26 protein-coding genes are annotated in these 24788 nt (G+C 47.6%); 14 read left to right on the forward strand and 12 right to left on the reverse strand.

All coding sequences use genetic code 11. The annotated features are described in order from the left end of the window. The first annotated feature begins 2 nt into the window (after positions 1 to 2). The 3 genes from ABDZ76_RS01725 to ABDZ76_RS01735 all read left to right on the forward strand — a co-directional run bounded on the left by ABDZ76_RS01725 (position 3) and on the right by ABDZ76_RS01735 (position 2235). Positions 3 to 602 (forward strand): DUF1214 domain-containing protein, encoded by a 600-nt coding sequence (locus ABDZ76_RS01725; protein WP_343800424.1) that lies wholly within the window; start codon positions 3 to 5, stop codon positions 600 to 602. Further along, positions 602 to 1138, forward strand: a complete 537-nt coding sequence (locus tag ABDZ76_RS01730; protein ID WP_343800427.1) for a DUF1254 domain-containing protein — start codon at positions 602 to 604, stop codon at positions 1136 to 1138. Before ABDZ76_RS01725 ends, ABDZ76_RS01730 begins: the two co-directional genes overlap by 1 nt. 116 nt (positions 1139 to 1254) lie before the next feature. Further along, positions 1255 to 2235 (forward strand): DUF2336 domain-containing protein, encoded by a 981-nt coding sequence (locus ABDZ76_RS01735; protein WP_343800430.1) that lies wholly within the window; start codon positions 1255 to 1257, stop codon positions 2233 to 2235. Between the two features lie 11 nt (positions 2236 to 2246). Here the strand turns inward: ABDZ76_RS01735 and ABDZ76_RS01740 are convergent, their stop codons facing one another. The 3 genes from ABDZ76_RS01740 to ABDZ76_RS01750 are packed head-to-tail and all read right to left on the reverse strand — an operon-like array spanning position 2247 to position 5106. Continuing rightward, positions 2247 to 2615 carry a DUF1491 family protein gene (locus ABDZ76_RS01740; protein ID WP_343800433.1) on the reverse strand — a complete coding sequence of 123 codons (369 nt, stop codon included), beginning with the start codon at positions 2613 to 2615 and terminating at the stop codon, positions 2247 to 2249. Positions 2616 to 2627: 12 nt separating this feature from the next. Then, positions 2628 to 3674 (reverse strand): peptidoglycan-binding domain-containing protein, encoded by a 1047-nt coding sequence (locus tag ABDZ76_RS01745; protein WP_343800436.1) that lies wholly within the window; start codon positions 3672 to 3674, stop codon positions 2628 to 2630. Next, on the reverse strand, positions 3613 to 5106 hold the full coding sequence (locus tag ABDZ76_RS01750; protein ID WP_343800439.1) for a sensor histidine kinase: 1494 nt from the start codon (positions 5104 to 5106) through the stop codon (positions 3613 to 3615). Before ABDZ76_RS01750 ends, ABDZ76_RS01745 begins: the two co-directional genes overlap by 62 nt. A gap of 337 nt (positions 5107 to 5443) precedes the next feature. Between ABDZ76_RS01750 and ABDZ76_RS01755 the strand changes: the two genes are divergently transcribed. Beyond that, positions 5444 to 5839: a DUF5330 domain-containing protein gene (locus tag ABDZ76_RS01755; protein WP_343800442.1), complete on the forward strand. Its 396-nt coding sequence runs from the start codon at positions 5444 to 5446 to the stop codon at positions 5837 to 5839. 139 nt (positions 5840 to 5978) lie between these two features. Beyond that, entirely contained in the window at positions 5979 to 6401 is a 423-nt protein-coding gene (locus ABDZ76_RS01760; protein ID WP_343800444.1) for a SufE family protein, read from the forward strand. 6 nt (positions 6402 to 6407) lie between these two features. On the opposite strand, the gene ABDZ76_RS01765 is transcribed toward ABDZ76_RS01760, so the two are convergent. Together ABDZ76_RS01765 and ABDZ76_RS01770 are read right to left on the reverse strand one after the other, a co-directional pair. Next, the gene (locus ABDZ76_RS01765) at positions 6408 to 7190 is read right to left on the reverse strand and encodes a DUF6456 domain-containing protein (protein WP_343800447.1); all 783 of its coding nucleotides are present in this window, start codon (positions 7188 to 7190) and stop codon (positions 6408 to 6410) included. Then, positions 7187 to 7639: a helix-turn-helix domain-containing protein gene (locus tag ABDZ76_RS01770; RefSeq protein WP_343800450.1), complete on the reverse strand. Its 453-nt coding sequence runs from the start codon at positions 7637 to 7639 to the stop codon at positions 7187 to 7189. The genes ABDZ76_RS01765 and ABDZ76_RS01770 overlap by 4 nt, the downstream gene beginning before the upstream one ends. Before the next feature lie 223 nt (positions 7640 to 7862). On the opposite strand from ABDZ76_RS01770, the gene ABDZ76_RS01775 reads away from it, so the two are divergent. Further along, positions 7863 to 8174 (forward strand): cytoplasmic protein, encoded by a 312-nt coding sequence (locus ABDZ76_RS01775; protein ID WP_343800453.1) that lies wholly within the window; start codon positions 7863 to 7865, stop codon positions 8172 to 8174. 112 nt (positions 8175 to 8286) lie between these two features. Here the strand turns inward: ABDZ76_RS01775 and ABDZ76_RS01780 are convergent, their stop codons facing one another. Continuing rightward, positions 8287 to 8715, reverse strand: coding sequence for a Ros/MucR family transcriptional regulator (locus ABDZ76_RS01780; RefSeq protein WP_343800457.1), 429 nt, complete (start codon positions 8713 to 8715; stop codon positions 8287 to 8289). 565 nt (positions 8716 to 9280) lie between these two features. On the opposite strand from ABDZ76_RS01780, the gene msrB reads away from it, so the two are divergent. The 3 genes from msrB to ABDZ76_RS01795 all read left to right on the forward strand — a co-directional run bounded on the left by msrB (position 9281) and on the right by ABDZ76_RS01795 (position 12283). After that, positions 9281 to 9700, forward strand: coding sequence for a peptide-methionine (R)-S-oxide reductase MsrB (gene msrB / locus ABDZ76_RS01785; protein WP_343800459.1), 420 nt, complete (start codon positions 9281 to 9283; stop codon positions 9698 to 9700). Positions 9701 to 9755: 55 nt separating this feature from the next. Beyond that, complete coding sequence (locus ABDZ76_RS01790) at positions 9756 to 11876, forward strand: S9 family peptidase (RefSeq protein WP_343800462.1); 2121 nt, start codon at positions 9756 to 9758, stop codon at positions 11874 to 11876. A gap of 68 nt (positions 11877 to 11944) precedes the next feature. Next, positions 11945 to 12283, forward strand: a complete 339-nt coding sequence (locus tag ABDZ76_RS01795) for a metallophosphoesterase (RefSeq protein WP_343800465.1) — start codon at positions 11945 to 11947, stop codon at positions 12281 to 12283. Positions 12284 to 12288: 5 nt separating this feature from the next. On the opposite strand, the gene ABDZ76_RS01800 is transcribed toward ABDZ76_RS01795, so the two are convergent. The 3 genes from ABDZ76_RS01800 to ABDZ76_RS01810 form a co-directional block, all read right to left on the reverse strand. Next, a complete protein-coding gene (locus tag ABDZ76_RS01800) occupies positions 12289 to 13227 on the reverse strand; it encodes a c-type cytochrome (RefSeq protein ID WP_343800468.1) in 939 nt (312 codons plus the stop codon). A 26-nt stretch (positions 13228 to 13253) separates the two neighbouring features. After that, positions 13254 to 13691: a c-type cytochrome gene (locus ABDZ76_RS01805; protein WP_343800471.1), complete on the reverse strand. Its 438-nt coding sequence runs from the start codon at positions 13689 to 13691 to the stop codon at positions 13254 to 13256. Positions 13692 to 13933: 242 nt separating this feature from the next. Continuing rightward, complete coding sequence (locus ABDZ76_RS01810; RefSeq protein ID WP_343800474.1) at positions 13934 to 14530, reverse strand: superoxide dismutase; 597 nt, start codon at positions 14528 to 14530, stop codon at positions 13934 to 13936. Between the two features lie 426 nt (positions 14531 to 14956). On the opposite strand from ABDZ76_RS01810, the gene ABDZ76_RS01815 reads away from it, so the two are divergent. Beyond that, positions 14957 to 15670, forward strand: coding sequence for a L,D-transpeptidase (locus tag ABDZ76_RS01815; protein ID WP_343800477.1), 714 nt, complete (start codon positions 14957 to 14959; stop codon positions 15668 to 15670). Between the two features lie 65 nt (positions 15671 to 15735). Here the strand turns inward: ABDZ76_RS01815 and ABDZ76_RS01820 are convergent, their stop codons facing one another. Next, a complete protein-coding gene (locus ABDZ76_RS01820) occupies positions 15736 to 17244 on the reverse strand; it encodes a helicase HerA-like C-terminal domain-containing protein (RefSeq protein WP_343800479.1) in 1509 nt (502 codons plus the stop codon). 103 nt (positions 17245 to 17347) lie between these two features. Then, a complete protein-coding gene (locus ABDZ76_RS01825) occupies positions 17348 to 18565 on the reverse strand; it encodes a CynX/NimT family MFS transporter (protein ID WP_343800481.1) in 1218 nt (405 codons plus the stop codon). A 195-nt stretch (positions 18566 to 18760) separates the two neighbouring features. Between ABDZ76_RS01825 and ABDZ76_RS01830 the strand changes: the two genes are divergently transcribed. After that, complete coding sequence (locus ABDZ76_RS01830) at positions 18761 to 19753, forward strand: magnesium transporter CorA family protein (protein WP_343800484.1); 993 nt, start codon at positions 18761 to 18763, stop codon at positions 19751 to 19753. Positions 19754 to 19800: 47 nt separating this feature from the next. Here the strand turns inward: ABDZ76_RS01830 and ABDZ76_RS01835 are convergent, their stop codons facing one another. Then, positions 19801 to 20823, reverse strand: a complete 1023-nt coding sequence (locus ABDZ76_RS01835; protein ID WP_343800487.1) for an asparaginase — start codon at positions 20821 to 20823, stop codon at positions 19801 to 19803. Between the two features lie 187 nt (positions 20824 to 21010). Between ABDZ76_RS01835 and betI the strand changes: the two genes are divergently transcribed. Genes betI through betB form a run of 3 tightly spaced genes read left to right on the forward strand, consistent with a single transcriptional unit; the run spans position 21011 to position 24766 of the window. Further along, positions 21011 to 21613 carry a choline-binding transcriptional repressor BetI gene (gene betI, locus ABDZ76_RS01840; RefSeq protein ID WP_343800490.1) on the forward strand — a complete coding sequence of 201 codons (603 nt, stop codon included), beginning with the start codon at positions 21011 to 21013 and terminating at the stop codon, positions 21611 to 21613. A 5-nt stretch (positions 21614 to 21618) separates the two neighbouring features. Then, positions 21619 to 23283: a choline dehydrogenase gene (betA, locus tag ABDZ76_RS01845; RefSeq protein ID WP_343800494.1), complete on the forward strand. Its 1665-nt coding sequence runs from the start codon at positions 21619 to 21621 to the stop codon at positions 23281 to 23283. 19 nt (positions 23284 to 23302) lie between these two features. Next, on the forward strand, positions 23303 to 24766 hold the full coding sequence (gene betB, locus ABDZ76_RS01850; protein ID WP_343800497.1) for a betaine-aldehyde dehydrogenase: 1464 nt from the start codon (positions 23303 to 23305) through the stop codon (positions 24764 to 24766). Positions 24767 to 24788: the final 22 nt, after the last annotated feature.

Consider the following 24788-nt stretch of genomic DNA (forward strand, 5'->3'; position numbering starts at 1 on the left):
TGATGAGGCTGATATTACGCAATCTCTCATTTATTCTGCTTGCACTCGCCATTGCGCTTGGTAGCGGCATTTGGTCTGCCCGCTGGGCGCTTGATCACTTCGGCGGCTTCAGTGAACTGGCTGCGGGTGAATGGATATCTTATCCCCTCGCCGGCAGCCCGCAAGCCGACCCGTATGCCAAAGCGCGCTCAGCACGTCTGGGCAATTTATCTTTAGGCGCTGCTGAAGGTTTAATTTTTTATGCCCGCACCAGCAGTGACGGCAAACCGTTGGAGCGCGGTTGCACATATCTCATGTCAGGCACCAGCCCCAATGCACGATTTTGGACGCTTTTTGCTACCGATAATAGCGGCAAGATTTTATCTAATAATAAAGACCTGCCGACATCGCTGCTTTCCAGCAATGTTGTGCAAAAAACCAATGGGCATTTTGACCTTATCATCAGCCCACAAGCCCATGGCAATAATTGGTTGAGTATCAATGGTCGCGGTCAATTCACCCTTGTAATGACACTTTATGATACGCCCGTTGCAAGCTCTGCAAGCTTTAGCGAAATTACCATGCCACGCATTACCGCCCTTCGTGACGGAGGAAAATGCTGATGCTTCGCTTATTATATGCTTGTCTTTTGGGCTTAGTGGGTGCCGCGATAATCCATATTCTGGTGGTACTTTTAGTGCCGACCTATTCCGATCAAAATGCGTGGTCGCAAATCAGTAAACTTGGTGAACCGTATCAATTTTATGATCTGGCCACCCGACAAAACCTCACAGCCTCATCTGATCCTTATTTTATTGAAGCGGTCTGTCGCTTTGAACTCAATGAGCAAGCAGTGCATATACATGCCGAAGGTCTGCTGCCTTTCTGGTCGGTTTCAATTTATAACCGGCAGGGTGACAATCTGTTGAATTTTAACGACACGATTGCGGCTGATGGTGATCTTGATCTCATTATTTCACCGCTGTCACTTGGCCCTGCCCTCAAAGCAAGCCTGGCCGAGGCGCAATCTCATTCTGTGTTGGTGGAGCAAGATATCAGCGAAGGCATGATCACGCTGCGCGCTTTGGTGCCCGATGCAAGCTGGCAGGAGCTTGGCAAGCAAATGCTGAGTGGTGCTAACTGCACGCCTCTTATCTGATCAGCCATATATTTTTTAACACGGTTAATAAGTTGCTAAGGCTTGTTCGCTAAATTGAAGCGGACTGCATCTTTGTTTGTGCAGTTTCAGTTCAGTGTAGCATCGGAGTAACAAGCGTGACCCGTGACCAGTTTCGCGCCTTAGAGGGGTTCTCAATCAATCGTAACCCTGCCGACAGCAAAGCAGATGATCTGCTGACTGCTGCCATCTCCGGCTATGCTTCTATCACCCGCCCCGGCCGTCATGATTTGTTGCAGCTGGAAGATCTAGCCATGCCGCTGATTGATTATGCAACCGCCAAAGGCAAGCGTGACGCAGCCATGCGGCTGGTGCAAATGCAGGAAGCGCCGCATAGTCTGGTTTTTAAGCTCGCACATGAACCAACCAATATTTCAGCCCCGCTTTTGCTGCGCTCCGATGCTTTATCCACCAGCGACCTGCTGCATCTGATTGAAGCAAGAGGCTTGGGACATGCGCGCATTATCGCCCGCCGCCGACCTCAAGATGCCCTGCTCACCGGTCTGTTGCAAAGCTTTGCCGATCCGGAGATCGACCGCATCCTTGCGCAGGAAATTGACTTAGATGCGCCGCTCAGTCTTGACGCACCCAGTGTCAAAGTGCCGGAAAAAACCAATTCACAAAAACTGACGCAAATTCATCAGCAGCTTAATATGATGATGCGTGATGCCAACTCAGATTTGGATAATGCCACCGCACGCCATCTGCCGCCGGTATCTTCCTATCAGGTGCCGGAAAACCATCTGATTGACAGTGCATTGCTGATTAATCCGGATTTTTTCCGCACGGCACTTGCCGATGCATTAGGTGTTAGTCTGGAACGCGCAAAACATATCATTGGCGAATGGCCAAGCTCGCAATTACCAATTGCGCTTAAAGCGCTGAATTTAACGGCACAAGATTGCTATCTGATCTTAACTGCCGTTCTTGGCACCATTCATGGTGATCGTGATAGTTTACGCGATTTTGTGCATATTTATCGCTCAATTAATTCAGAAACCGCCCAACAAATCGTTGAGCGCTGGAAAGCCGCAGATAGCGTTATTGAGCATGAAGCACGCAAGAAAACCGCGATCTAACCGATCAGCACTTACGCATAAGGATCTGGCACAATAGAAATATAAGGTGTCAGATCGGCAATGTCTTCGATCTCTAAAACCCATAAATCACTGTCGAATTTCTTCTCAGCACTCAACCGTTTTTCACATGCTTCGCTATCCGCGTTCGGCAGTGACAATATAAAACTGCGCTCATCCGGCTTGCGCTCATCATAAGCACTTTGCGGTGCTGGCGTATAAAGCTCCCATAATTCTTCATGGAAGCTTTGTGAAGCGAGCCGCTTTTTGATAAAAATTGCCCCTGCCTCGCCCGAGCCGCGCTCCGCCAAATAAGCAAAGCCATTATCGCCACGAATACGACGGATCAGGGCTGCAACCCAAAGCTCGGATGTGAGACGCATGGACAGACTCCGTTAGCTGATCAGACCAATTTCACGCATTTTGCCGATCAGCTGCATATCTACCTGTCCCGTTATTTGCATATCGAAAAGCTTCTGGAACTCACGGATCGCATCCTGCGTCGATTGTCCGGCAACACCATCAACAATGATCAGATCATTGCCAAAGGCTTTCAGCCCTGCCTGCACCCGCACAATATCCTGTGACGTCACAGGCTGCGAATTGGTCGTAAGTGAAGCAGTCACGGTTTCAGGACGTGTACGCTCATTCGGTTTGACAACGGCCTGTTCTGCCACTTCCCGTTTTGGCGGTGTATTGGATGTCACCACCTTGTCAACGGCTATAATATTCTGCGGTTGAGGGCGTGCTTCCGGCACGGCCACCTGAATGATATTCTCAATACTGGCCTGACTATCGGCCTGATTATGAGCTTGATTATGAACTGGCGGCGCAGGCTTCGCGGCCGTATTCACCCCCGCTTTTTGTTGCAGTTGCTGCCACTGCTCTACAGCCTGCCGTGTTTTTGGCCCCGGCAATCCATCCACTGCACCATCATAAAGACCAAGCGACAACAGTTTTTGTTGGATTTTAGCAATTTCCACATCAGCATTGGGTGCCAAAGCCGGTAATTCATCGGTTAATTCAATACTATCCAAGGATGCAACTTGGTTTGATGTTGCCTGACTGGTTTCACCGGCTGGCTGTGTCTCAGCCGTTTCAGGCTTAGATGCAGCATTCTTATCATTGTTCGTAGCGTTTTGTGAGAGCAGGCTTGGCTTTGGTGTTGGCACAAAAACCTGTTCCGGACGGGTGCGGAAAAACAGATTGTCATGGGATTGCGGCTGATACCACAAAGCATTGGCGGAGACGAAACCCATCACCACCAAAAAAGCCGTGGCACCGCCGGTCAAAACAGGATTACGCACCATAAAGCGGCCGGTGAACACAGCTCCCGACGCAATAGTGGTCAATAAAAATCCGACAAAACGCTCGCTAAGGTTACGCGATCTTTCGTTCCTGCGATTGTTTCTTTTCACCGGACTGGTCTTCCTGCCTGACATATTTCCTTCCAATCTGCAGACGGTTGATATTTAAAACCGTCACACCTTCCGCTTCATCCTTTTCAGCCTGCGCGATCAATTCCTGCTGCTGCCAGTTTACATCCTTCGTCGGCCCTTCCAGTGGCAAACGTATAGTGACAATTGTGCCTTTACCGAGACTGCTCGTAATTTCAAACTGCCCTTCGTGCTTTTCAACCAAAGCTTTAACGAGTGAAAGGCCAAGCCCAACCCCTTCAGAGCCAGCAAAAGCACTATTGCCCACTTGTGTAAATGGTTGACCGAGACGCTCAATATCTTCTTCGGCAACACCAACGCCATTATCAGAAATGGTGAAAACCATCTGCTTATTATGGCCGCTGTCTTTAAAGCCATCCAGTGTCACACAACCGCCCATCGGCGTAAACTTGACCGCATTAGCCATCAGATTAATCAAAATCTGCTGCACCGCACGCTGATCAGCAATCATATTGCCGATAGAACTATGAACACGATCACACAGGATAACCTGTCTTTGCTCTGCCTGCGGTGCCAGAATATTCATCGACAGATGCACCGCCTCTCGAATTGAGAAATCCTGCGGTTTGATCTGATAGGTTCCGGCCTCAATTTTCGAAGCATCGAGAATAGTATTGACGATATCCAGCGAATAAAGGCCGGAGCGCTGAATGAGCCCTGCATAATCACGCTGTTTTTCATTTTCAAAACGGCAGCCCATTTCGTGCAGCAATAAATCCGAAAAACCAATAATCGCGTTTAACGGATTGCGCAATTCATGGCTGAGAGACGCCAGCGCATGACTGCGTGAGGCTGCCATGTCTTGCAAATCGGCCTGTGCTTGCGCCAGCTCTTCCAGCTGGTTCATCTGTTCGTCACTGGCAATAGCAGTTAAGTAAACCGAGTTTTCCGCATGGGCCTTTTGCAACAAAGCACCATGAATACGGAAATAGTGATGCTCAACGCTTTGACTTTGGTCATCCTGCGTCACCACTGTTCGGATGCGCACATGACAGGCTCTATTACTGATATCACGCTTGTGGCGAAGATCTGCCATCAATTGCAGATAATAGATGCGATCTGAAACATGGATACGATCCAGCAATAAAGTGCCGATAAGCACATCACGGCTCACACCCAGCATCTGTGATGAATGATCGGAAATCTCCGTAATCACACCATCCAGATCAAGCTGGAACCCCAAACCGCCAAAGGCTTTTTCCATCAAAGCAGTTTGATCAAGCACCGGTGACCGTTGCGTGCGCCCGCGCTCAGATAAATTATCACGAAGCAGCACACAGCTTTTCATCGCTGTTTGCACATTCTTCATCCAATTTTTAAGCACTGAACCCAACTGGTCACACTCACTAAGGCTGCTGATTATAAGGCTTGCCTGATGATTCCCATCATCAAACAGTCCTTGTTCATCATGCACCATGACGTGCAGCCTTTAATGAAAGGATAAAAATCAGCCTACCCCGCCTAGATACAGGGGCTTTTCTTGCCCAAAACACCAGCCTTTTAGGACTATGGTAAACGGAGCGTTTAGACTTCAACTATAATTGCTGGAAAAACAACAATATCCAGCAATTACAGCCATTACACGTATTCACGATAATTAAAGAAGATTGCGCTTATAACAGTAAATCTGAGATAAAATGGAGAGATGAAGCTAGGCTTCAAAAGCAAAATACCAATCTATCACGATAAGGGCATATTCAGTCTTTACGCAAACACTTCATCTTCTGCACTGACCATAGAGGCATGATAATATAATGATACGGTTCATTCTTAAATCCGTGTTCTGGCTGTCACTGGCCTTTATCGTCATGCCCAAAATTCTCAATCACGATACGGATAGTGCGCAACGTGAGAATGCAAGAATTTCACTGCCCCCACAAGACAAGATCGATGACATCATTACCGCCAGTCAAGCTGCGGCCGAAGTCGGCGGCTTCTGCTATAATAATCCGACACTGTGCATTGAGGGCAAAAACATCTTGTCAGCTGCCGGTTCCGGTTTGCTTGACGGCAGCGGCAAATTGCTTGATTTTTTAAGTGATCAGTTTGGTAGTGAGAAAGCACAAGAAACGCCCGCACGCATGGATGCGACACATCATTCGTCGCAACCAACCACCAATTCAGCGCCTTTGCCACGCCAGCGTCCTTAATAAAGCAATAAAATAAACTGCCGTTCTGTGGTGACGGATACATATGTCTGCGCTATACAAGGCAGCATTCGTTGCATATTAAACGTGCAAGAACATATTTACGTGTAAATTTTACACCAAAGGCAAGACGACCAATATTATGACTGACAGCAAAATCGACAGCATTATTTCCGATTTCGAATTTCTGGATGATTGGGAAGACCGTTATCGTTATGTGATCGATCTGGGCAAAGATCTGGCACCCTACCCGGATGATGCCAGAGGTTCAGATTATAAAGTGCAAGGCTGTGTCAGTCAGGTTTGGCTCAAATTATTGCCGCATGAAGGCACTGATCCGGTGCTTGAGTTTTTAGGCGATTCCGATGCGCACATCGTTCGTGGGCTCGTCGCACTTGTTTTGGCATTTTACGAAGGCAAACGCGCTTCCGAGATTATCAAAACAGATCCGGAAGAACTGCTGAAAACATTGGGGCTTGATGAGCATCTCACCCCACAGCGTTCTAATGGTTTGCGCGCAATGATCATGCGTATTCGTGCCGAAGCACAAGAAACATTGCACTAACTCAATCTATAAAGCGGGGCGATAATCATGCGCCCCCCAATGCAAAATGCCTGAAGATGTCCGGCCTTTGGCGACCGGATGATAATGCCTGTGTAACATCGACAATCCGGTTTTAATCATCATCTTGGCCGAACGTGCCGGCCATAAACGCTCTGCCTCTACCTGACTGACGGTTTTTAAAAAGCAGCAAATATCTACCAATGCGCCGCTTAACTCCGGCCCCACAGCATCCAGTGCTTTTTCCACACGAAGCCGTGCCGATAATGCACCATCACTTAGCTCCACGCTCCCATGTAATGCTCCGCGACTATGGCTATTCACATTTGCTTCCCAGTTTGCTGTGATACGTGGCATCATGGATCCACGGGTAAAATCCGACCGTAAACGCTCACCCGCATTAAATTCCGACTCCGTCAGAAAACTTTGCCCCGACGACGTTTTCATCCGGTAAAGTACCGCCAACGGCGATTCAGCCAGATTGACTTTAATCACCTTGGCCTTGCCAGTATTATGCAAACAAATATCAGCTATATTTTTATTTTTCTGCAACTTGATATAATCAACACCTTGCTGGCTTAAAGTGAGCTGCTGTTTTTTATCAACCAGCAAGTACCCTTCTCTTGCAAGCCTAACTAAACATTCTTCCGACACTGATAATGCACCGTTTGAAGAGTTTAAAATCATCATGCTCTGCTTTGCCCCCTGTTCAGGTTTGGCAGGGCTTTTTTGTAAAAACTTCAATACACGTAAAACAGTCGTTTCGTGCTTTGCCGTTGCTTGAAAATTCATTTTTTTGCCCTCCCTTGCATCGAAAAAGCAACCGCCACAATACGTTCAAAACTATGTACGATCTGGTCAAACTCTATATCGTCACGCATATTTTCAATCTGGTGGCAGGCATACATAACCGTTGATCTGTCGCGACCAAAACCGGCCGCAACTGTCGTCATCGGCATGCTGAACATGGTATGCGCAACATACATGCCGATTTGCCTTATCCGCGCGATTTCCTTGGTGCCCCGCACAGAATTGCGAATTTCACTGCCCGATACTCCAAAAGCGTCACTCAGCAAATCAATCAGGCCATCACAAATTTCCAGCGCCGTTTTTTTAAACCGTGTTGATCGTTTTTTTAAATTGTCCAACCGCACTGGCCGTATTTGACGTGCGGCAATCATTTCTAAGGCTTGATAAGCCTCTGCCTGAACACGAATAACGCCAGAAATCTGAAAAGACATATACCCCTCCACATTATAGGAATATAGTCTTATACACCATGTTGCGAAAACGAGGATAACTTTCTTATAGGAATCGCTAAATTCTATAATTATCCTCAGAATAATGTAAATGTGAAAAATAATTAAGGATTCTTATCCTACAGACTGAAAAACAAGTGACAATGATCCTAATAGCAAAAAATTCTTTTGCGCAAAATTATCAAACAAACAGGATCAATAAACTATGCAAAATTCAACCTTAAAGCAAAGTATTGTGGCATTTCAGGCAGAAAAGCAGCGCCTTTCACTGCACGCAAGCCAGCGCACTGCACTTCAAATTCTCGCTAATATTGATATGGATAAAATCATCTTGGCAGCCCTAACAGAGCAAGAAAGTGCTGTTAAAAAGCTGCGCCGGCTCATTGAACGCGAAAGATTAAAAGGCACTGCCGGCCATTGGTCATATGACTTAAACCGCCATATAGCACTGAAACAGGCTTTAGACAGATTAAAACACGCAATACTGGTACAAGCAGCACCTATAACAATACAATAAATTGAAACCACTAATAAAAAATAAAAAAACCATACTTTGGCGGGAGGATCCAAAGTATGGTTTTAAATTTATTTAATGACGACTTGTCGTATCAAAAAGCTAACGAGTAAAATTAAGCTTCTTTAGCTTTACGACCAAGACCCATTTTCTTAGCAAGGTTAGAACGTGCTTTTGCGTAGTTCGGAGCAACCATTGGATAATTTGGCTCCAGATCCCACTTTTCACGATATTGCTCAGGGGTCAGGTTGAAGTGGGTCATCAGGTGACGCTTCAATGACTTGAACTTCTTACCATCTTCCAGGCAGATAATGTAATCATCATGCACGGATTTCTTAGGATTTACTGCAGGCTTAGGCTTTTCAACCACCGGAGCTTCCTCAACACGCACTTCGGTGCGGGAGAATGCTGCGTGAACGTCCGTAATCAATGCCGGAAGATCGCTCGGACGAATGGAATTATTGCCAACATAAGCTGCAACGATGTCGGCTGTTAAGCTCAACAACAGATCACGGCTAGCATCATATTCGTCATTATGGTCCATTATGGTTCCTTTAATTATTTGTGCAAGGCAATATCGGCGGTTGATATGGCTCTTGGTGAAGAATTCACGCTGATAACTTCTTAGTTATATCTGCATCCCGCTTATTCAAGGGGGATATGGCTAATTAATGACAAAAAGTCAAATATTTTTACTCAAAAAACACATTAATCAGAGAATTTAAAGCACAAAGGATACAAATGAGTTCACAAAAAAGTGGGATATACTAAGACTGCCTTATGATTATCTGGAATAATCCTTGTCTTTACAGGAACTTAACAGTGGGAAGTAATAAATTTTATAAAAATCTACATTACATATATATAATTCATTATATCAATAATTGGGTATAATTACGGCAACTTCATGTTTAGGCAAAGAATTCTTATGTATTAACCATCTTAAAAAATTGAAAATACAATATTATATTAAACTAAAGCTGCACTTGCTGATCATTCGTACAAAGCAAAAACACAATAATGCAAATGTAACTCCATACAGGACACGCCCCGGATAAATTGCTATTATGATTTTCAAACAGAATGTGTCTGCATCAAAGGAAAAAGCCATGTCCGATGAAACAACCCGCAAACGTCCACTTAAAATCTTTAAAACAGATGCGGAATGGCGCGAACAATTAACTGACATTCAGTATCAAATAACCCGCCAGCACGGCACCGAACGCGCATTTTCCAGCCCGGACTTTAACAGCCATCTCAAAGGCCGTTATCTTTGTGTTTGCTGTGATCAGCCGCTTTATAGTTCTAAAGCCAAATATGATTCAGGTTCCGGCTGGCCGAGTTTCTTTGAACCGATCAATGAAGATGCCATCGCGCTTTTTGAAGACCGCTCATATGGCATGGTTCGTACTGAAATCCGTTGCGCAGATTGTGATGCGCATTTAGGCCATCGTTTTCCTGATGGTCCGCAGCCAACAGGTTTGCGCCATTGTATTAATGGCAATGCAATGATCTTCGTTGAAGATTAATCAGAATAATTGACTACGTCCTCCCGACAGACCAATTCAAAATACCGGAAATTTCATGTCATCTTCAGTTTTTAAATCCGTTACACCGCCTAATACTGTCAAGAAACCGCAAAGCTCTACATACCATAACTTTACACGCATAGATGATTACGCTTGGCTTCGTGCGGATAATTGGCAGGAAATGTTTAAAGATCCGACCAAACTGGACAGTGATATCCGCGACCATTTAAATGAAGAGAACGCCTATCAAAAAGCTTTGATGCAAGACACCGAAGCACTGCAAAAAACCTTATTTGCTGAAATGAAAAGCCGCATCAAAGAAGATGACGCCTCTATACCGGTTAAAGACGGTGCTTATGCTTATGGCAGCCTTTATGAAAAAGGCGGCGAACAGCCACATATTTTCCGCACACCGCGTGATGGCGGCGATAAAGATATTCTGCTCAATGGTGACAAAGAAGCTGAAGGCAAAGCTTACTTTCGTCTTGCCTCAACTGACGCCTCGCCTGATCATAAATTGATGCTTTGGGGCTATGATGACAAAGGCTCAGAGTTTTTTACACTTAAAGTGCGTGATCTGAACACCAAAACCGATCTTAACGACATCATCGTTGACACAGATGGTGGTGGTGCATGGGATGCGCAAGCCAATGGCTTTTTCTATGCACATCTTGATGAAAACCACCGACCGTCTAAACTATTCTATCACAAGCAAGGCACTGAACAGACACAAGATCAACTGATCTATGAAGAAAAAGATGCTGGCTTTTTCATGAGTGTAAGTTCAAGTGCACTGAATGACTTCATTTCTATTGATATTAATGACCATGAGACGTCAGAATGCTGGCTGATCCCAGCCGATCAACCAGATGCCAAGCCACAGCTCGTCTTAAAGCGTGAAACCGGCATTCAGTATGATCTGGCCTCAGGTGGTGATGTTTTCTATATTTTGACCAATATTGACGGCGCTAAAGATTTTAAAATCATGACGGCACCAACAAACGCCCCACAACGCGAAAACTGGAAAGACTTAGTTGCCGAAAAACCAGGCACACTTATTCTGGCGCATGGGGTTTATAAAGATCATCTTGTCTGGCTGGAGCGTAATAACGGCCTGCCGCTTATCATGATCCATGATCGTAAAACCGGTGAGCAGCATGCAATCAGCTTTGATGAAGAGGCCTATTCATTAGGCCTACAAGGCAGCGCTGAATATGACACGGATACAATCCGTTTCTCTTATTCGTCCATGACCACGCCAAATCAGCAGTTTGAATATAATATGGCGACGCGTGAACGCCATCTGTTGAAAACACAAGAAGTGCCATCCGGCCATGATCCAAAAAACTATATCACCAAACGCCTGATGGTTCCGGCACGTGACGGTGAACAAGTACCGGTTTCAATCGTCTATCATAAAGACACTGTACTGGATGGCTCTGCCCCTTGCCTGCTTTATGGCTATGGTTCTTATGGCATTACCATTCCTGCAAGCTTCAATACCAATTGCCTTTCCTTGGTTAACCGCGGCTTTATCTATGCGATTGCACATATTCGCGGCGGTAAGGACAAGGGTTTTGCTTGGTACGAAAACGGCAAGCGCGCCCAAAAAACTAATACATTCTATGATTTCATTGATGCTGCACGTTATTTGGCAGAGCAAAAATTCACCAGTGCTGAAAAAATCGTCGCGCATGGCGGCTCAGCCGGTGGCATGCTGATGGGTGCGGTTGCCAATATGGCACCGGACGCTTTTGGTGCTATTATAGCTGAAGTGCCGTTTGTTGATGTTCTCAACACCATGCTGGATGACACTCTGCCACTCACCCCGCCTGAATGGCCGGAATGGGGTAATCCGCTTGCAAGTGCCACGGATTATCAAACTATTGCAGCCTATTCGCCTTATGAAAATGTGTCAGCACAAGTCTATCCGCCCATTTTAGCTGTCGCAGGCCTCACCGACCCGCGTGTGACTTATTGGGAGCCAGCCAAATGGGTGGCACGTCTGCGCGAAATGAAAACGGATAGTAATCCGGTTCTTTTACGCACCAATATGGATGCCGGTCATGCCGGTGCTTCAGGGCGTTTTTCACGCTTGGAAGAGGTTGCTTATTCTTACGCCTTTGCCCTTAAATCAGCGGGCAAGCTAGATGCGGAACCATTTATGGCAAAATAGCATTTAAGCAATAATAAGAGATAAACCGGTCAGTTGAGCCTGACCGGTTCTTACCAAGGATAAGGCACATGAAAATAAAACAGTATGCTACAATTGCGCTGAGTGCCGCCTTGCTGGCGACCCTGTCATTCGTCAGTATTTCTGCCAATGAAGCATCCGCAGCGGTAAGAAAAGATGTCAGTGAATATGCAGGTGAACGCTGCAACACACCCCCCAAAGGCAGTGGTGCTATTGTCGGCATTTTCTATGGTTATGATGACCGAAACCTGTCAGATGACCGAAACGTCATGGTCAATCGCTATCGCTGCTTTAAAACCATGAACGAATGTCAGGGCTGGCTTTACACGATGAACAGTAAATATCTCGCCACCAGCCTTGGTCGAAGCGCTCGCTGTTTTATCCGGTAAAGTGTTTACTTTGCCGGATAACCATTGGCATGCGCCGGAATGGCCTTCAAATAAGCTGCAATAGCTTCACGGTCAGATGCCGGCAGAAGCTTCATATTCTCGACAACACTAGTCATTGAACCTCCGAGTGAGTCAAAATCCGGTGTAAATCCGGTTTCCAGCGAGTAAGCAATATCACTGGCGCCCCAGCTGCCAATACCGCCCTGACCACTGGTAATGTTTGGCACAATACCAGGCTTACCGTCAGAGCCGATTTCCGCCGACACGGCACCTGCCATCCATTGATCGGTTTTCAATCCGCCAATGAACCCACGCGGTGTATGGCATTCAGCACAATGACCTAAACTCTCGGTCAGATATTGGCCGCGTTTCAGCTGATCGGACACATCATCCGCCAATGCAATCACCGGCTTATCTGAAAGATAAAGCTGCTTCCACAGCCCTAAACCGCGACGTATATTAAACGGAAAGCTGAGTTTATGATCCGCTGCCACATTTTCGGTTTTCGGCAGTGTTTTCATAAAAGCAAAAAGGTCAGCCACATCTTGCGGCTGCATTTTAGCGTAAGATGTATATGGAAATGAAGGATATAAATGCGTGCCGTCAGGCGCCACGCCCTTCATCATTGCATTGAAAAACTGTTGCTGCGTCCAGTTACCAATACCCTTTTCAGACGGCGAAATATTAGGCGAAACAAATGTGCCAAATGGTGACACCAATTCATGACCGCCGGTTAATACCCGCTTGTCATCGCCTTTTGCACCGGGTGCCGCATGGCAGGATGCGCAACCACCGGCATTAAAAACCAATTCACCATTAGCCACGTCAGGCTTTTTTAAAGATGCGATCACTTTCGCATCCACAGTTTCAGGGGCAGTTAAAACCCAAAAAGCAGATGCACTGGCAATCGCACCAAGCACCCCGATGTAAACAATTTTACGCATTCCAACTGCCCCTAAAATTCAATCAGTTATTTCTTAATACGGTAAATTTCATGGCAAGCACTGCAATTAGCAGCAACCTGCTGGAATACCGGCTTCAACTGATCCAGATCCTGCGGGGTCGCTGTTGCAGCTTTGGCAGCATCTTCGCGGAACTTGTTCACATGCGCAGTAAAGTCTTCCATATTCTGCCAGATTGCAGGTGCTGCTTCTGTATCGCCGCCCTTATCAGAGCCTTCCGGGAACAGAGCAACCGGATCATATTTATCAGCTGATGCCTGTATGGTCTTCAAAGCGTCGATTGCTTTAGCGCTGTCAAAAGGTGCTTCACCCTTCATCATTGCGCCCATAACACCAACGGATTTACCGATATCCTTCATAATGGCCTTGCGATCTTCAATCACATCGGCGTGAGCAATACCGCTGAATAGCGCCAATGCAGTCGAGATCATTAGAAACTTGCGCATGAAGTACCTCCAAAAAGATAATGTGCAATAATGCAAAAAATTATCTGACCCAAATCAGACAATGAAAGTTCGATTTGTCGTTATAGGAGACTTATGTCCGAATTTTGAATATGATTGTAAAAAATTGTGCATAAATAGTGAACAATATTGTCGCACAAAATAAAAGCCCCTTGAAGGGGCTTTTAATAGTCAATGCGTTGATGGTTTCAAAATAACCATAAAATCCGCAACAGGTCTTAAAATTAAGCCTGTTCGTACATTTCCAGTACGTAATCCCAGTTGATCAGGCTGTCAACAAAGGCTTCCATATATTTAGGACGCGCATTACGGTAGTCGATGTAATAGGAATGTTCCCAAACGTCCACGCCGAGGATTGGCTTTGCGCCGTAAACCAGCGGGTTTTCACCGTTTGCGGTTTTGGAGATTTCGAGCTTACCGTCTTTAACGGACAACCATGCCCAGCCGGAACCGAACTGGCCAACGCCAGCTGCGATGAAATCTTCGCGGAACTTGTCATAACCGCCCAGATCAGACTCGATAGCTTTAAGAAGAGCAGCAGGGATTTTCTTGCCGCCACCGTCTTTTTTCATCCATTTCCAGAAATGGATATGGTTGTAATGCTGGCCTGCATTGTTAAAGAGACCCTGGTTCTTGCCAAAGCTTTCTTTAACGATTTCTTCCAGGCTCTTGCCTTCAAGGCCGGAACCTTCGAGCAGCTTGTTACCATTGGTTACATAAGCCTGATGGTGTTTGTCATGGTGAAACTCAAGGGTTTCACGGGACATGAACGGAGCCAATGCATCATAATCATACGGCAGTTCTGGTAATTCAAAAGCCATTTGGAACTCTCCTCTTTCTTCAATTGATTGGGAACATTGAATGAACCCGCAAACTAACACTCATTACATAGTCCCCTGATTGAAAAGTCGCAATGGGGGACGAGCATAATTTTACAAGAAATTTATTGGAATATTAAAATCATGCCTGATTTAAGGCCATCAAACACTTCCCTCACGCGTAATTTATCCAAGCTGACCCATTTCGCATTGATTCTAACAGCACACAATGACAACCAATCAACGGCTGGTTGGTTGCATATTTCATGTGATTATTTTTCAGCAGACAAAGTTTTTTGAAAAAATTGGGAACAAAATCGTCGTTTTTGCTTTTCCCTAAAGCTTTTCTTCTCTAGTTAACCTCAAAGTTGCAATTCATTAACCTTAATCGCCTTAATCTGGCCTCCCCTTCACAGATCTGGTTTTCACATGTCTGCATATCTTTCGCGTCGTTCTTTTCTGACTGCATTGAGCGCAACTGCCGCCGCAAGTCTTGCCGGCTGTGCTCAGCTCAGTAAAAATATTCCAATTATTGATGTTGATAATTTTGGCCGTCCGGTCGGCACTCCAAAAGCCAATGTCGATTCATACAATGGCAATTACACCACCATGTATGCAGCCACGCAGGATGAAGGTTATTCTTTGCCTGCTATTCCTATCCAGAAAATGGATAAGAAATATCTGCGTCAGGTGGTCAATGATCCGACCGGCGAACGTCCGGGCACCATCGTTGTCGATACAGCCAACCGCTTTCTTTATCTGGTAATGGAAAACGGTCAGGCACTGCGTTACGGTGTTGGTATCGGTAAAGACGGCTTTGCATGGTCTGGCCGTGCTGTCATTCAATGGAAGCGTAAATGGCCTAAATGGACTCCACCGGATGAAATGATTGCCCGCCAGCCACATCTGGAAAAATACAGCGCCCGCAATGGCGGTATGGGACCTGGTCTCAATAACCCGCTCGGCGCCCGTGCACTTTACATTTTCAAAGACGGCAAAGACACACTCTACCGTCTGCATGGTAACCCTGAATGGTGGTCAATCGGTAAGGCCGTTTCATCTGGCTGCGTACGCTTACTCAATCAGGACATTATCGATCTTTATGATCGCGTACCAAATAAAACCCCGATTTTGGTAATGTAATATAGAAAAAACGCCCGAAACTTCGTCAGTTTCGGGCGTTTTTATTTATACTGCTACAAAATAAATCAGCGTTTGAAGTTACGCAAAATACCGCGCACCAGCGCATTGCCAAGTGATGTGCCCACGGAGCGCACCACAGATTTCATCGCAGTTTCTGCAACCGTCTGACGACCGCTCGTCTTTTTAGTACCAAGAGCCGTACCAACCAGATCGCCCCAGATACCGCCGCTTTCAGGCTCTACCTTGGCTTTTTCCTGCGCCTCAGCAATCTCCACCACCTTCTTTTGCAAAATTTCAAAGGCAGATTCACGGTCAATCGCCTGATCATATTGACCGGCCACAGGGCTGGTTGCAATAATCTGCGCGCGCTCTTCAGGCGTTAACGGGCCGATACGCGATGCAGGCGGACGCATCAAGGTGCGCTGCACCATCGAAGGAATACCTTTTTCCTGCAAAGTTGAAACCAGCGCTTCACCGGTTGAAAGATTGGTGATGGCTTCAAATGTCTGAAAATCAGGGTTCGGACGGAAAGTATCAGCGGCGGTTTTCACAGCCGCAGTTTCACGTGGTGTATAGGCACGCAAAGCATGTTGCACACGATTACCCAACTGCGCCAGCACCGATTCAGGCACATCAAGCGGATTTTGTGAAACAAAATAAATCCCGACACCCTTAGAACGAATAAGACGAACCACTTGCTCAATACGGGTCAGCAAAGCCTTCGGCGCTTCATCAAACAGTAAATGCGCTTCATCAAAGAAGAACACCAAACGCGGCTTTTCAGGATCCCCCACTTCAGGCAACTGCTCAAAAAGCTCCGACATCAGCCAAAGCAGAAAAGTCGAATAAAGTCGCGGATTGTTCATCAGCTTATCGGCTGCCAAAACACTGACCACACCACGCCCATCGGTGGTTGTGCGCATAATGTCTGCGATACGAAGTGCCGGTTCACCAAAGAAACTGGTACCGCCTTGTTGTTCCAGCACCAATAATGAGCGCTGGATCGCGCCGACTGATGCCTTGTTAACATTACCATAACGCGCGCTCAGCTCTTCCGAACGCGTCACCATATGCGCGAGCAGTGCTTGCAGATCTTTCAGATCAAGCAGCAGCAGGCCTTCTTCATCAGACAGACGGAAGGCAATGTTTAAAACGCCTTCCTGCGCATTGGTAAGATTCATCAAGCGGGAAAGCAGCAAAGGCCCCATTTCGGCAATAGTGGCTCGGATCGGATGCCCCTGCTCGCCAAAAATATCCCAGAAGATCACTGGTGAAGCGCGCAGTTCATATGGATCAAGATGTACTTCTTCCGCGCGTTTGGTTAAGCTATCTTTTGCCTGACCAATAGCCGCAATACCGGAAAGATCACCTTTAATATCCGCACAAAAAACCGGCACACCGGCCGCAGAAAAGCCTTCTGCCAGCACTTGCAGACTAACCGTCTTACCCGTACCTGTCGCACCGGTCACGATACCATGACGATTACCATATTTCAGCGCAAGCGCTTCCGCCTGCTGATATGTATCATCCGGTTTACGGCTTGCGCCTAAAAAAATCGCATTCTCGGCAGTCATAGGCTGTCGGCTCCTTTAATTCTATGCGGTGCAGTCTATCGGGTTCGCGGTTTTTCTTCAACGCTTTGCACAGCATTAAAGCAATCGCTTATGTCTTTATCATTCAATTCGTTTGCGCATGGGCATTAACCAGCACAGGTCTGCCCGCGCCCCAACCGGCTATCGAGCCAACAATGCCAAGGACAATCAACAATGCCCCGCCCCAGATAAAGCTGCCGGTGAGTGAATGGATCATCCCCATCAATAAAGGCCCAAGCGCTGCCATCGTATAACCCACGCATTGTGCCATGCCGGAAAGATGGGCTGCAATCAGCGCATCTTTAGACCGAAGCACAATCACGATCATAGCCGCTGCAATCAATCCGCCTTGACCTAATCCTTGGATAATGGCCCAGCCCCACGCTCCGGACAGAGGCGCATAAAGCAGCCCCAGAAAACCAATGACTGCGCAGAAGTATAATGAAACATTGAGCACACTTTGCTTTTTACAGCGGATCGCAATGGAGGGAACCAGCAGACAAGCCACAACTTGCGCCACGATGGAAACAGACACAAGAATTCCTGCCGCTTCACCGCTTAAACCGCGCTCACGTAAAACCGGCGCCATCCAGCCAAAAACCGTATAGGCAAGTGCGGACTGAAACCCCATCATCAATGTGATCTGCCATGCCAGGCGATCGCGCCAAAGGCCGACAACTTTTATGCGCGCGCCATGGCTATGATGATTTTTGCGTAAAGATTGCGGCAGCCAAATCAGCAAAACCAGAACAGCTGGAAGCCCCCAAAAGGCCAAAGCCCATTGCCATGAACCATTGAGCAGATTTTTAACAGGCACAGTAATGCCAGCGGCGGCTGCCGCACCACCGCATAAAGCCATGGTATAAAGCCCTGTCATAATGGCTGCACGATCCGGAAAATCGCGTTTAACCACACCGGGCAACAAAACATTGCCGACCGCAATACAAGCACCAGCCAAAGCACTGCCGATAAATAAAAACGGCAATGTACCAACCCCGCGCATTAAAGTGGCAATAGAGAGAAAAAACATCACCAGCAACAGCGTTTTTTCAACGCCGATTTGTTGAGCAAAACGTGGTGCCAGCGGCGCAAAAACACCTAAGCATAAAACCGGCAAAGTCGTGAGCAATCCGGCTGTGAAAGTCGTCATGCCGGTGCTGGCAACAATTTCCGGCAAAAGTGCCGAAAAACTGGAAAAGACCGGACGCAGATTAAAGGCGATCAGCACGAGACTTAAACCCAACAGAATGCGAGCCGTTTTTTTAACTGCCACTTCTGTTACCGATTGCGGTTGATGCAACATGGCCGATGCCTTTTAAAAGTAAAACTGCCGCAGAGAATCATAAATATTTTAAACAAGGCTAGCACCTTCGCTGCATTTATACTGCAATTGAAGTTTTAGTCTTTCAAACGACATCAAACGGCATTTAAACTGGCAATCATGCGCATGCGCTGAAATAATCAACGCACTTATGAAATGATTCATTCAGGACGCTTTATGATTAAATATTATACACTGGTCGGCGATCATCTGGAAAATTGCGAACTGACAACGGGTGAACGCCTGCCGGACAATATTATCTGGATTGACCTGATTTCCCCCGGTGTCAACGAAGACAAAATCGTTGAGCATCTGACCGGCATTTCCATTCCCACCCATGATGATATGGCTGAGATTGAGGAATCCAATCGTTTTTATACCGAAAGTGGCGCACAATATCTGACAGCCCCGATTTTACACACGGTCGATCAAGATCACCGTGAACTGGCGCCCGTCACCTTCATCATTCATCAAAAAATGCTGATTACGGTGCGTTATTCTGATCCGAAATCGATCAGCACCTATGTGACACGTGCGATGAGGCCAGCTAACGGCTTAATCACCGCCAAGGCCAATGGTCATGCCGTCATGCTTGGCATTTTGGAGGCAACCACCAATCGCTTAGCCGATATTCTGGAAAGCGTATCAGGCAAGATCGATGCCGCCTCACACTCGATCTACCGTCGCCCAAGTGATGTACGGCCGATGTCGACTGCCGATTTCCGGCATATTCTGACGCAAATCGGAGCGCAGGGATCATTTCTGTCGCGTGTGCGTGAAAGCTTGGCAGGCCTTGGCCGCATGCTGGTTTATCTGACTGCCAATCTTTCCGACACAGCAGGTAAAAAAGATAGCCGCGCCCAAATCAAATCACTTGAACGCGACGTGCAGTCACTGACCAACTATGTGGATTTTCTGTCCAACAAGGTCACATTCCTGCTCGACACCATCGTCGGCCTGATTTCGATTGAACAAAACGCGATTATCAAGATTTTCTCAGTCGCTGCCGTCGGTTTCATGCCGCCAACATTGGTTGCGTCGATTTACGGGATGAATTTCAGTTTCATGCCGGAGCTGAACTCGCCTTGGGGCTATCCGATGGCTTTGGGCTTCATGATCGCTTCCGCGCTTGTTCCGCTTTACTTCTTCCGCCGTAAAGGCTGGCTATAAACCATAAAAACAGAGCGGGTTTATATTAAACCCGCTCTGTTTATTGATTAGATGATATTCGCAGCGCTGATCAGTTCCGTCGGGCGCACATAGCCCAAAGAAATACCATTCCAGTTTTTCAGTTCCTTATTTGCCATAGCTGCAAGCTTGGCAGACAATTCCTGATCTTTGGCAAACAGACGCGACAGCAGCGAAATGACCATAGCTTCTGATGCACGGGTGCCGCCATCATCACATTTCAGCGCAAAGCCGATACCCAATTCTGGCACAGCACCGCAGAATACGGCTTCAGCACCGGTTTTAACAAAAATACGACCCGGAGCGAGTTGCATCAATTCGGTGCAAGCACGACGGTTGCCCGCCACATAAAAAGGCTCGGCCATGCAGGCATTGATCAAGCGCTTGGCAGCATGTGCACGCATTGGTTCAAGGCCATTACCCGTTGCCATTTTAGCAAAACCATTGGCCAGATCAGACAAAGGAATGGCGTAAGTCGGGATCGAACAACCATCCGTGCCGCAATGATCAAGACTATGCCGGGCACCGGTGACCGACTGCATCACATCGCGAACTGTGTCCTGAATTTCGGAGCCTTGTGCCACATAGCCCTTGGTCTGCATGCCGCAATGCATGCAAGTGGCCAAAAAGCCCGCATGTTTGCCGGAACAGTTATTATGCAAAGCGGTTGGCTCTTTGCCGGATTTAGCCAGATCAATCAGCACCGGCTGTTGCGTTGGCCAATGGCTGCCGCATTCGAGTGCAGACGCATCAAGACCAGCCTTTTTCAGCATCAATTCGGCACGCGCCACATGTTCCGGCTCGCCGGAATGGGATGCACAAGCCATCGCCAGATCAGCATCTTCAAAGCCGAAAGCATCAGCAGCGCCAGATTCCACCAGCGGCAAAGCCTGAATGGATTTGATCGCAGAGCGCGGGAATGTCAGGCGCTCGACATCACCAATTGAAAACACCTGACGGCCATCACCATCAAAGATCGACATTGCGCCACGATGGCGGCTTTCCACGACATTGCCACGTGTCACTTCAACCAGAACCGGATTGCTCACCATAGCCAGACATCACTCCTGTAACTGCATATGATTTTATGCAGCTCATACGCTTTAATAAAACAAAAAGCACGCCCTAGATTAAGGGAGCCGCACTTGTGCGCCATAAAGTACATTTTGATTTTTTATTGATTGATCAGTCAATCAAAACTATATTAAGCTTGTTGGGATCAAAATTACGGAAACTGTGATGCCTAAAATCGGAATGGAACAACAACGCAAAAGTGACCTGATCAGTGCTGCAATCCGCACGATCGGCGAACGCGGCTCGCTTGATGTAACCGTTGCGCAAATTGCCAAACAGGCAGGTGTTTCATCCGCACTCGCGCATCACTATTTCGGCAGCAAAGAACATCTGATCCTTGAAACCATGCGCCATTTGCTGCGCGAATTGCATGAGTTGAGTGCACAGGGTTTGCGTCAGGCTAAAACCCCGCGCGCACGGCTATCAGCCATTATCGAGGTGAATTTTTCACCATCCCAGTTCAGCCCCAGCACAATTGCTGCATGGCTGACCTTCTACGTCCATGCACAGCGCTCTGATGACATGCGACGGCTTCTCAATATTTATGCAAGCCGTCTGCATTCCAATCTGATGCATGATTTAACCGCTCTGACATCGCGTGACCAAGCGCGCCATATCGCTAAAGGCGCAGGCGCTCTGATCGACGGCCTTTATATACGTCATGCCCTTGGTACTAATAAATCCGATGCAGAAAGAGCGACAACGGCAACCATGCTGGTTGAGGATTACATCAGCAGCCAGCTTTTGCTTAAAACAACAGGTTGTTAGAGTTTATGTCCGCAAATTTAGAAGCAGATTTTGTCATTATCGGCTCCGGCTCCGCAGGTTCAGCACTTGCCTATCGCCTGTCGGAAGATGGCAAACATAGTGTGATTATTATTGAAGCAGGCGGCGCTGATTTTGGCCCCCTCATTCAGATGCCGGCAGCACTTTCTTTTCCGATGAATATGGCGACCTATGACTGGCGCTTTTCCACCGAGCCGGAACCATATTTAAATGGCCGTCAGCTGGTGACACCGCGCGGAAAAGTCATAGGCGGCTCCTCTTCCATCAACGGCATGGTTTATGTGCGCGGCCATGCATGCGACTTTGACCACTGGGAGACAAGCGGTGCGCAGGGCTGGTCTTATGCCGATGTGCTGCCCTATTTCCAAAAGATGGAACAAGTCGCCTTTGCTGATCAGGATGGCTGGCGCGGCAAGAAAGGCCCTTTGCATGTGCAACGTGGGCGTAATCGCAATCCGCTTTATCAGGCTTTTATTGCAGCCGGCCAGCAGGCAGGCTTTGAACTGACCGATGATTATAATGGCGAAAAGCAAGAAGGCTTCGGCCAGATGGAACAAACCATCCATCAAGGACGTCGCTGGTCTGCAGCCAATGCTTATTTGAAACCAGCGTTAAAACGTAAAAATGTAACTCTCGTCAAAGGCTTGGCACGTAAAGTTGTCATCGAGAATCAACGCGCCACCGGCGTGGAGATTGAAAACGGCAATGTCATTCGCACCATCCGCGCCAAACGCGAGGTCATCATTGCTGCGTCCTCCATCAACTCACCCAAGCTGCTGATGCTTTCCGGCATTGGTCCGGCTGAGCATCTGGCGCAGTTCAACATTCCGATTATTGCCGACCGTCAAGGCGTTGGTCAAAATCTGCAAGACCATATGGAGCTTTATATCCAACAATCTTGCGTGCAGCCGATTACGCTTCACTCAAAACTTAATCTGTTTTCAAAAGCCATGATCGGCGCACAGTGGTTGTTTTTCAAATCCGGTGACGGTGCCAGCAATCATTTTGAAAGTGCTGCCTTTTTACGCTCAAAAGCCGGTGTTGAATATCCCGATATTCAATATCACTTCCTGCCAGCAGCTATCCGCTATGATGGTAAAGCGGCTGCGGAAGGGCACGGCTTTCAGGCGCATGTCGGGCCGATGCGCTCTAAATCACGCGGGAGCGTTACGCTTCGCTCTGCTGATCCGCGTGACAAGCCAAAAATTCAGTTCAATTATATGTCGCATCCAGATGATTGGGCAGATTTCCGCCACTGTATCCGCCTCACCCGCGAGATTTTTGGCCAACATGCTTTTGATCCCTATCGTGGCGAAGAAATTCAACCGGGCAAACATGTGCAAACAGATGACGAGCTGGATGACTTCATCCGCGAACATGCTGAAAGCGCCTTTCATCCATGCGGCACCTGTAAAATGGGCGCGGCTGATGATCCGATGGCGGTTGTTGACCCTGAATGCCGCGTCATCGGCATTGAAAATTTACGTGTCGCGGATTCGTCAATTTTTCCGCGTATTACCAATGGCAATCTCAATGCCCCTTCAATCATGACCGGCGAAAAAGCCGCCGATCATATTTTAGGGCATGATATGCTGCCGCGCTCCAACAAACAGCCGTGGATCAATCCCCGCTGGCAAGTTTCAGACCGTTAAGAATAAAGGAGTTTCTTTGATGAAAGCCCAACCTAAAGCCTCCCATTTCATTGGCGGTCAGTTCGTAGAAGACCATAATGGTCGCGAGCTTAATGTGCTTTATCCGGCAACCGGTGAAGTGATTGCGCAATTGCGCAGTGCCACCCCAGCCATTATTGAACAAGCGATGCAAAGTGCGGCCAAAGCCCAGGTTGAATGGGGTGCAAAAAAGTCGGTGGAACGTGGCCGTATTTTAATGCGCACCGCCGAATTATTGCGCGCCAAAAACGAAGAGCTCTCGAAGCTTGAAACACTCAACACCGGTAAAGCTATTCAGGAAACACTGGTAGCCGATGCAGCATCGGCTGCTGATGCGCTTGAGTTTTTAAGCGGTGCGATTGCATCTTTTAACGGCGAATTTGTCGATCTCGGCGGCTCATTCGCTTATACAAAGCGCGAAGCTTTGGGCGTATGTGTTGGTATTGGCGCGTGGAATTACCCCATCCAGATCGCAGCATGGAAATCCGCTCCCGCCCTTGCCATGGGTAATGCCTTTATCTTCAAACCATCAGAAAACACGCCACTGACTGCTTTGGCGCTCGCTGAAATCTACCATGAAGCCGGTTTGCCTGCCGGTCTTTTTAATGTGGTACAAGGCTTTGGCGATGTCGGCGCGGCTCTAATCGACCATCCGACAACCGCAAAAGTATCGCTCACCGGCTCGGTGCCAACAGGGCGCAAAATCATGGCGCAGGCTGGAAATCATCTCAAACATGCAACCATGGAACTGGGCGGCAAATCTCCGCTTATCGTCTTTGATGATGCCGATATTGAAAATGCCATTGGCGGCGCCATGCTTGGCAATTTCTATTCCACCGGACAGGTCTGCTCCAACGGCACCCGCGTTTTTGTTCATAAAAATATCCATGATCAATTTGTGAGCCGCCTGATCGAACGCACTGCGAAAATCAAACTCGGTGATCCGTTGGATGAAACAACCCAGATGGGCCCGCTCATCAGCCGCGCCCAACTCGACCGCGTTTTGTCTTTCATTGAAAAAGGCAAAGCGGAAGGCGCAAAGCTCCTTCATGGCGGCGACGTGGCCAAAGTCGCCGGTTTTGAAAACGGCTTTTATATTCAACCGACCATCTTTACTGATGTGCAAGACACAATGACCATCGCGCGTGAAGAAATCTTCGGCCCTGTCATGAGCATTTTGTCTTTTGAAGATGAGGATGAAGTGATTGCCCGCGCCAATGCAACCGAGTTTGGTTTAGCTGCCGGTGTTTTCACCCAAAATCTGGCACGTGGTCATCGTGTGATCGGCCAGTTGAAAGCAGGTACCTGCTGGATCAACGCCTATAATCTCACCCCCGTCGAAGTGCCGTTTGGCGGCTATAAAAGCTCTGGTATCGGTCGTGAAAACGGCGTGGCGGCGCTCGAACATTACAGCCAGATCAAAACTGTCTATGTTGAAGCCGGAGATGTCGACAGCCCCTACTAATGCACAAGGGAATCGCCTCACG

Origin of the sequence: Paenochrobactrum glaciei (genome assembly GCF_039522165.1) — a bacterium.
GTDB lineage: Bacteria > Pseudomonadota > Alphaproteobacteria > Rhizobiales > Rhizobiaceae > Paenochrobactrum > Paenochrobactrum glaciei.

Bases quoted from the DNA above. Each gene is read 5' to 3' on its own strand.
- ABDZ76_RS01725 (WP_343800424.1), top strand. From the start codon at position 3: ATGAGGCTGATATTACGCAATCTCTCATTTATTCTGCTTGCACTCGCC.
- ABDZ76_RS01730 (WP_343800427.1), top strand. From the start codon at position 602: ATGCTTCGCTTATTATATGCTTGTCTTTTGGGCTTAGTGGGTGCCGCG.
- ABDZ76_RS01740 (WP_343800433.1), bottom strand. From the start codon at position 2,615: ATGCGTCTCACATCCGAGCTTTGGGTTGCAGCCCTGATCCGTCGTATT.
- ABDZ76_RS01745 (WP_343800436.1), bottom strand. From the start codon at position 3,674: ATGTCAGGCAGGAAGACCAGTCCGGTGAAAAGAAACAATCGCAGGAAC.
- ABDZ76_RS01750 (WP_343800439.1), bottom strand. From the start codon at position 5,106: ATGGTGCATGATGAACAAGGACTGTTTGATGATGGGAATCATCAGGCA.
- ABDZ76_RS01755 (WP_343800442.1), top strand. From the start codon at position 5,444: ATGATACGGTTCATTCTTAAATCCGTGTTCTGGCTGTCACTGGCCTTT.
- ABDZ76_RS01760 (WP_343800444.1), top strand. From the start codon at position 5,979: ATGACTGACAGCAAAATCGACAGCATTATTTCCGATTTCGAATTTCTG.
- ABDZ76_RS01765 (WP_343800447.1), bottom strand. From the start codon at position 7,190: ATGAATTTTCAAGCAACGGCAAAGCACGAAACGACTGTTTTACGTGTA.
- ABDZ76_RS01770 (WP_343800450.1), bottom strand. From the start codon at position 7,639: ATGTCTTTTCAGATTTCTGGCGTTATTCGTGTTCAGGCAGAGGCTTAT.
- ABDZ76_RS01775 (WP_343800453.1), top strand. From the start codon at position 7,863: ATGCAAAATTCAACCTTAAAGCAAAGTATTGTGGCATTTCAGGCAGAA.
- ABDZ76_RS01780 (WP_343800457.1), bottom strand. From the start codon at position 8,715: ATGGACCATAATGACGAATATGATGCTAGCCGTGATCTGTTGTTGAGC.
- msrB (WP_343800459.1), top strand. From the start codon at position 9,281: ATGTCCGATGAAACAACCCGCAAACGTCCACTTAAAATCTTTAAAACA.
- ABDZ76_RS01790 (WP_343800462.1), top strand. From the start codon at position 9,756: ATGTCATCTTCAGTTTTTAAATCCGTTACACCGCCTAATACTGTCAAG.
- ABDZ76_RS01795 (WP_343800465.1), top strand. From the start codon at position 11,945: ATGAAAATAAAACAGTATGCTACAATTGCGCTGAGTGCCGCCTTGCTG.
- ABDZ76_RS01800 (WP_343800468.1), bottom strand. From the start codon at position 13,227: ATGCGTAAAATTGTTTACATCGGGGTGCTTGGTGCGATTGCCAGTGCA.
- ABDZ76_RS01805 (WP_343800471.1), bottom strand. From the start codon at position 13,691: ATGCGCAAGTTTCTAATGATCTCGACTGCATTGGCGCTATTCAGCGGT.
- ABDZ76_RS01810 (WP_343800474.1), bottom strand. From the start codon at position 14,530: ATGGCTTTTGAATTACCAGAACTGCCGTATGATTATGATGCATTGGCT.
- ABDZ76_RS01815 (WP_343800477.1), top strand. From the start codon at position 14,957: ATGTCTGCATATCTTTCGCGTCGTTCTTTTCTGACTGCATTGAGCGCA.
- ABDZ76_RS01820 (WP_343800479.1), bottom strand. From the start codon at position 17,244: ATGACTGCCGAGAATGCGATTTTTTTAGGCGCAAGCCGTAAACCGGAT.
- ABDZ76_RS01825 (WP_343800481.1), bottom strand. From the start codon at position 18,565: ATGTTGCATCAACCGCAATCGGTAACAGAAGTGGCAGTTAAAAAAACG.
- ABDZ76_RS01830 (WP_343800484.1), top strand. From the start codon at position 18,761: ATGATTAAATATTATACACTGGTCGGCGATCATCTGGAAAATTGCGAA.
- ABDZ76_RS01835 (WP_343800487.1), bottom strand. From the start codon at position 20,823: ATGGTGAGCAATCCGGTTCTGGTTGAAGTGACACGTGGCAATGTCGTG.
- betI (WP_343800490.1), top strand. From the start codon at position 21,011: ATGCCTAAAATCGGAATGGAACAACAACGCAAAAGTGACCTGATCAGT.
- betA (WP_343800494.1), top strand. From the start codon at position 21,619: ATGTCCGCAAATTTAGAAGCAGATTTTGTCATTATCGGCTCCGGCTCC.
- betB (WP_343800497.1), top strand. From the start codon at position 23,303: ATGAAAGCCCAACCTAAAGCCTCCCATTTCATTGGCGGTCAGTTCGTA.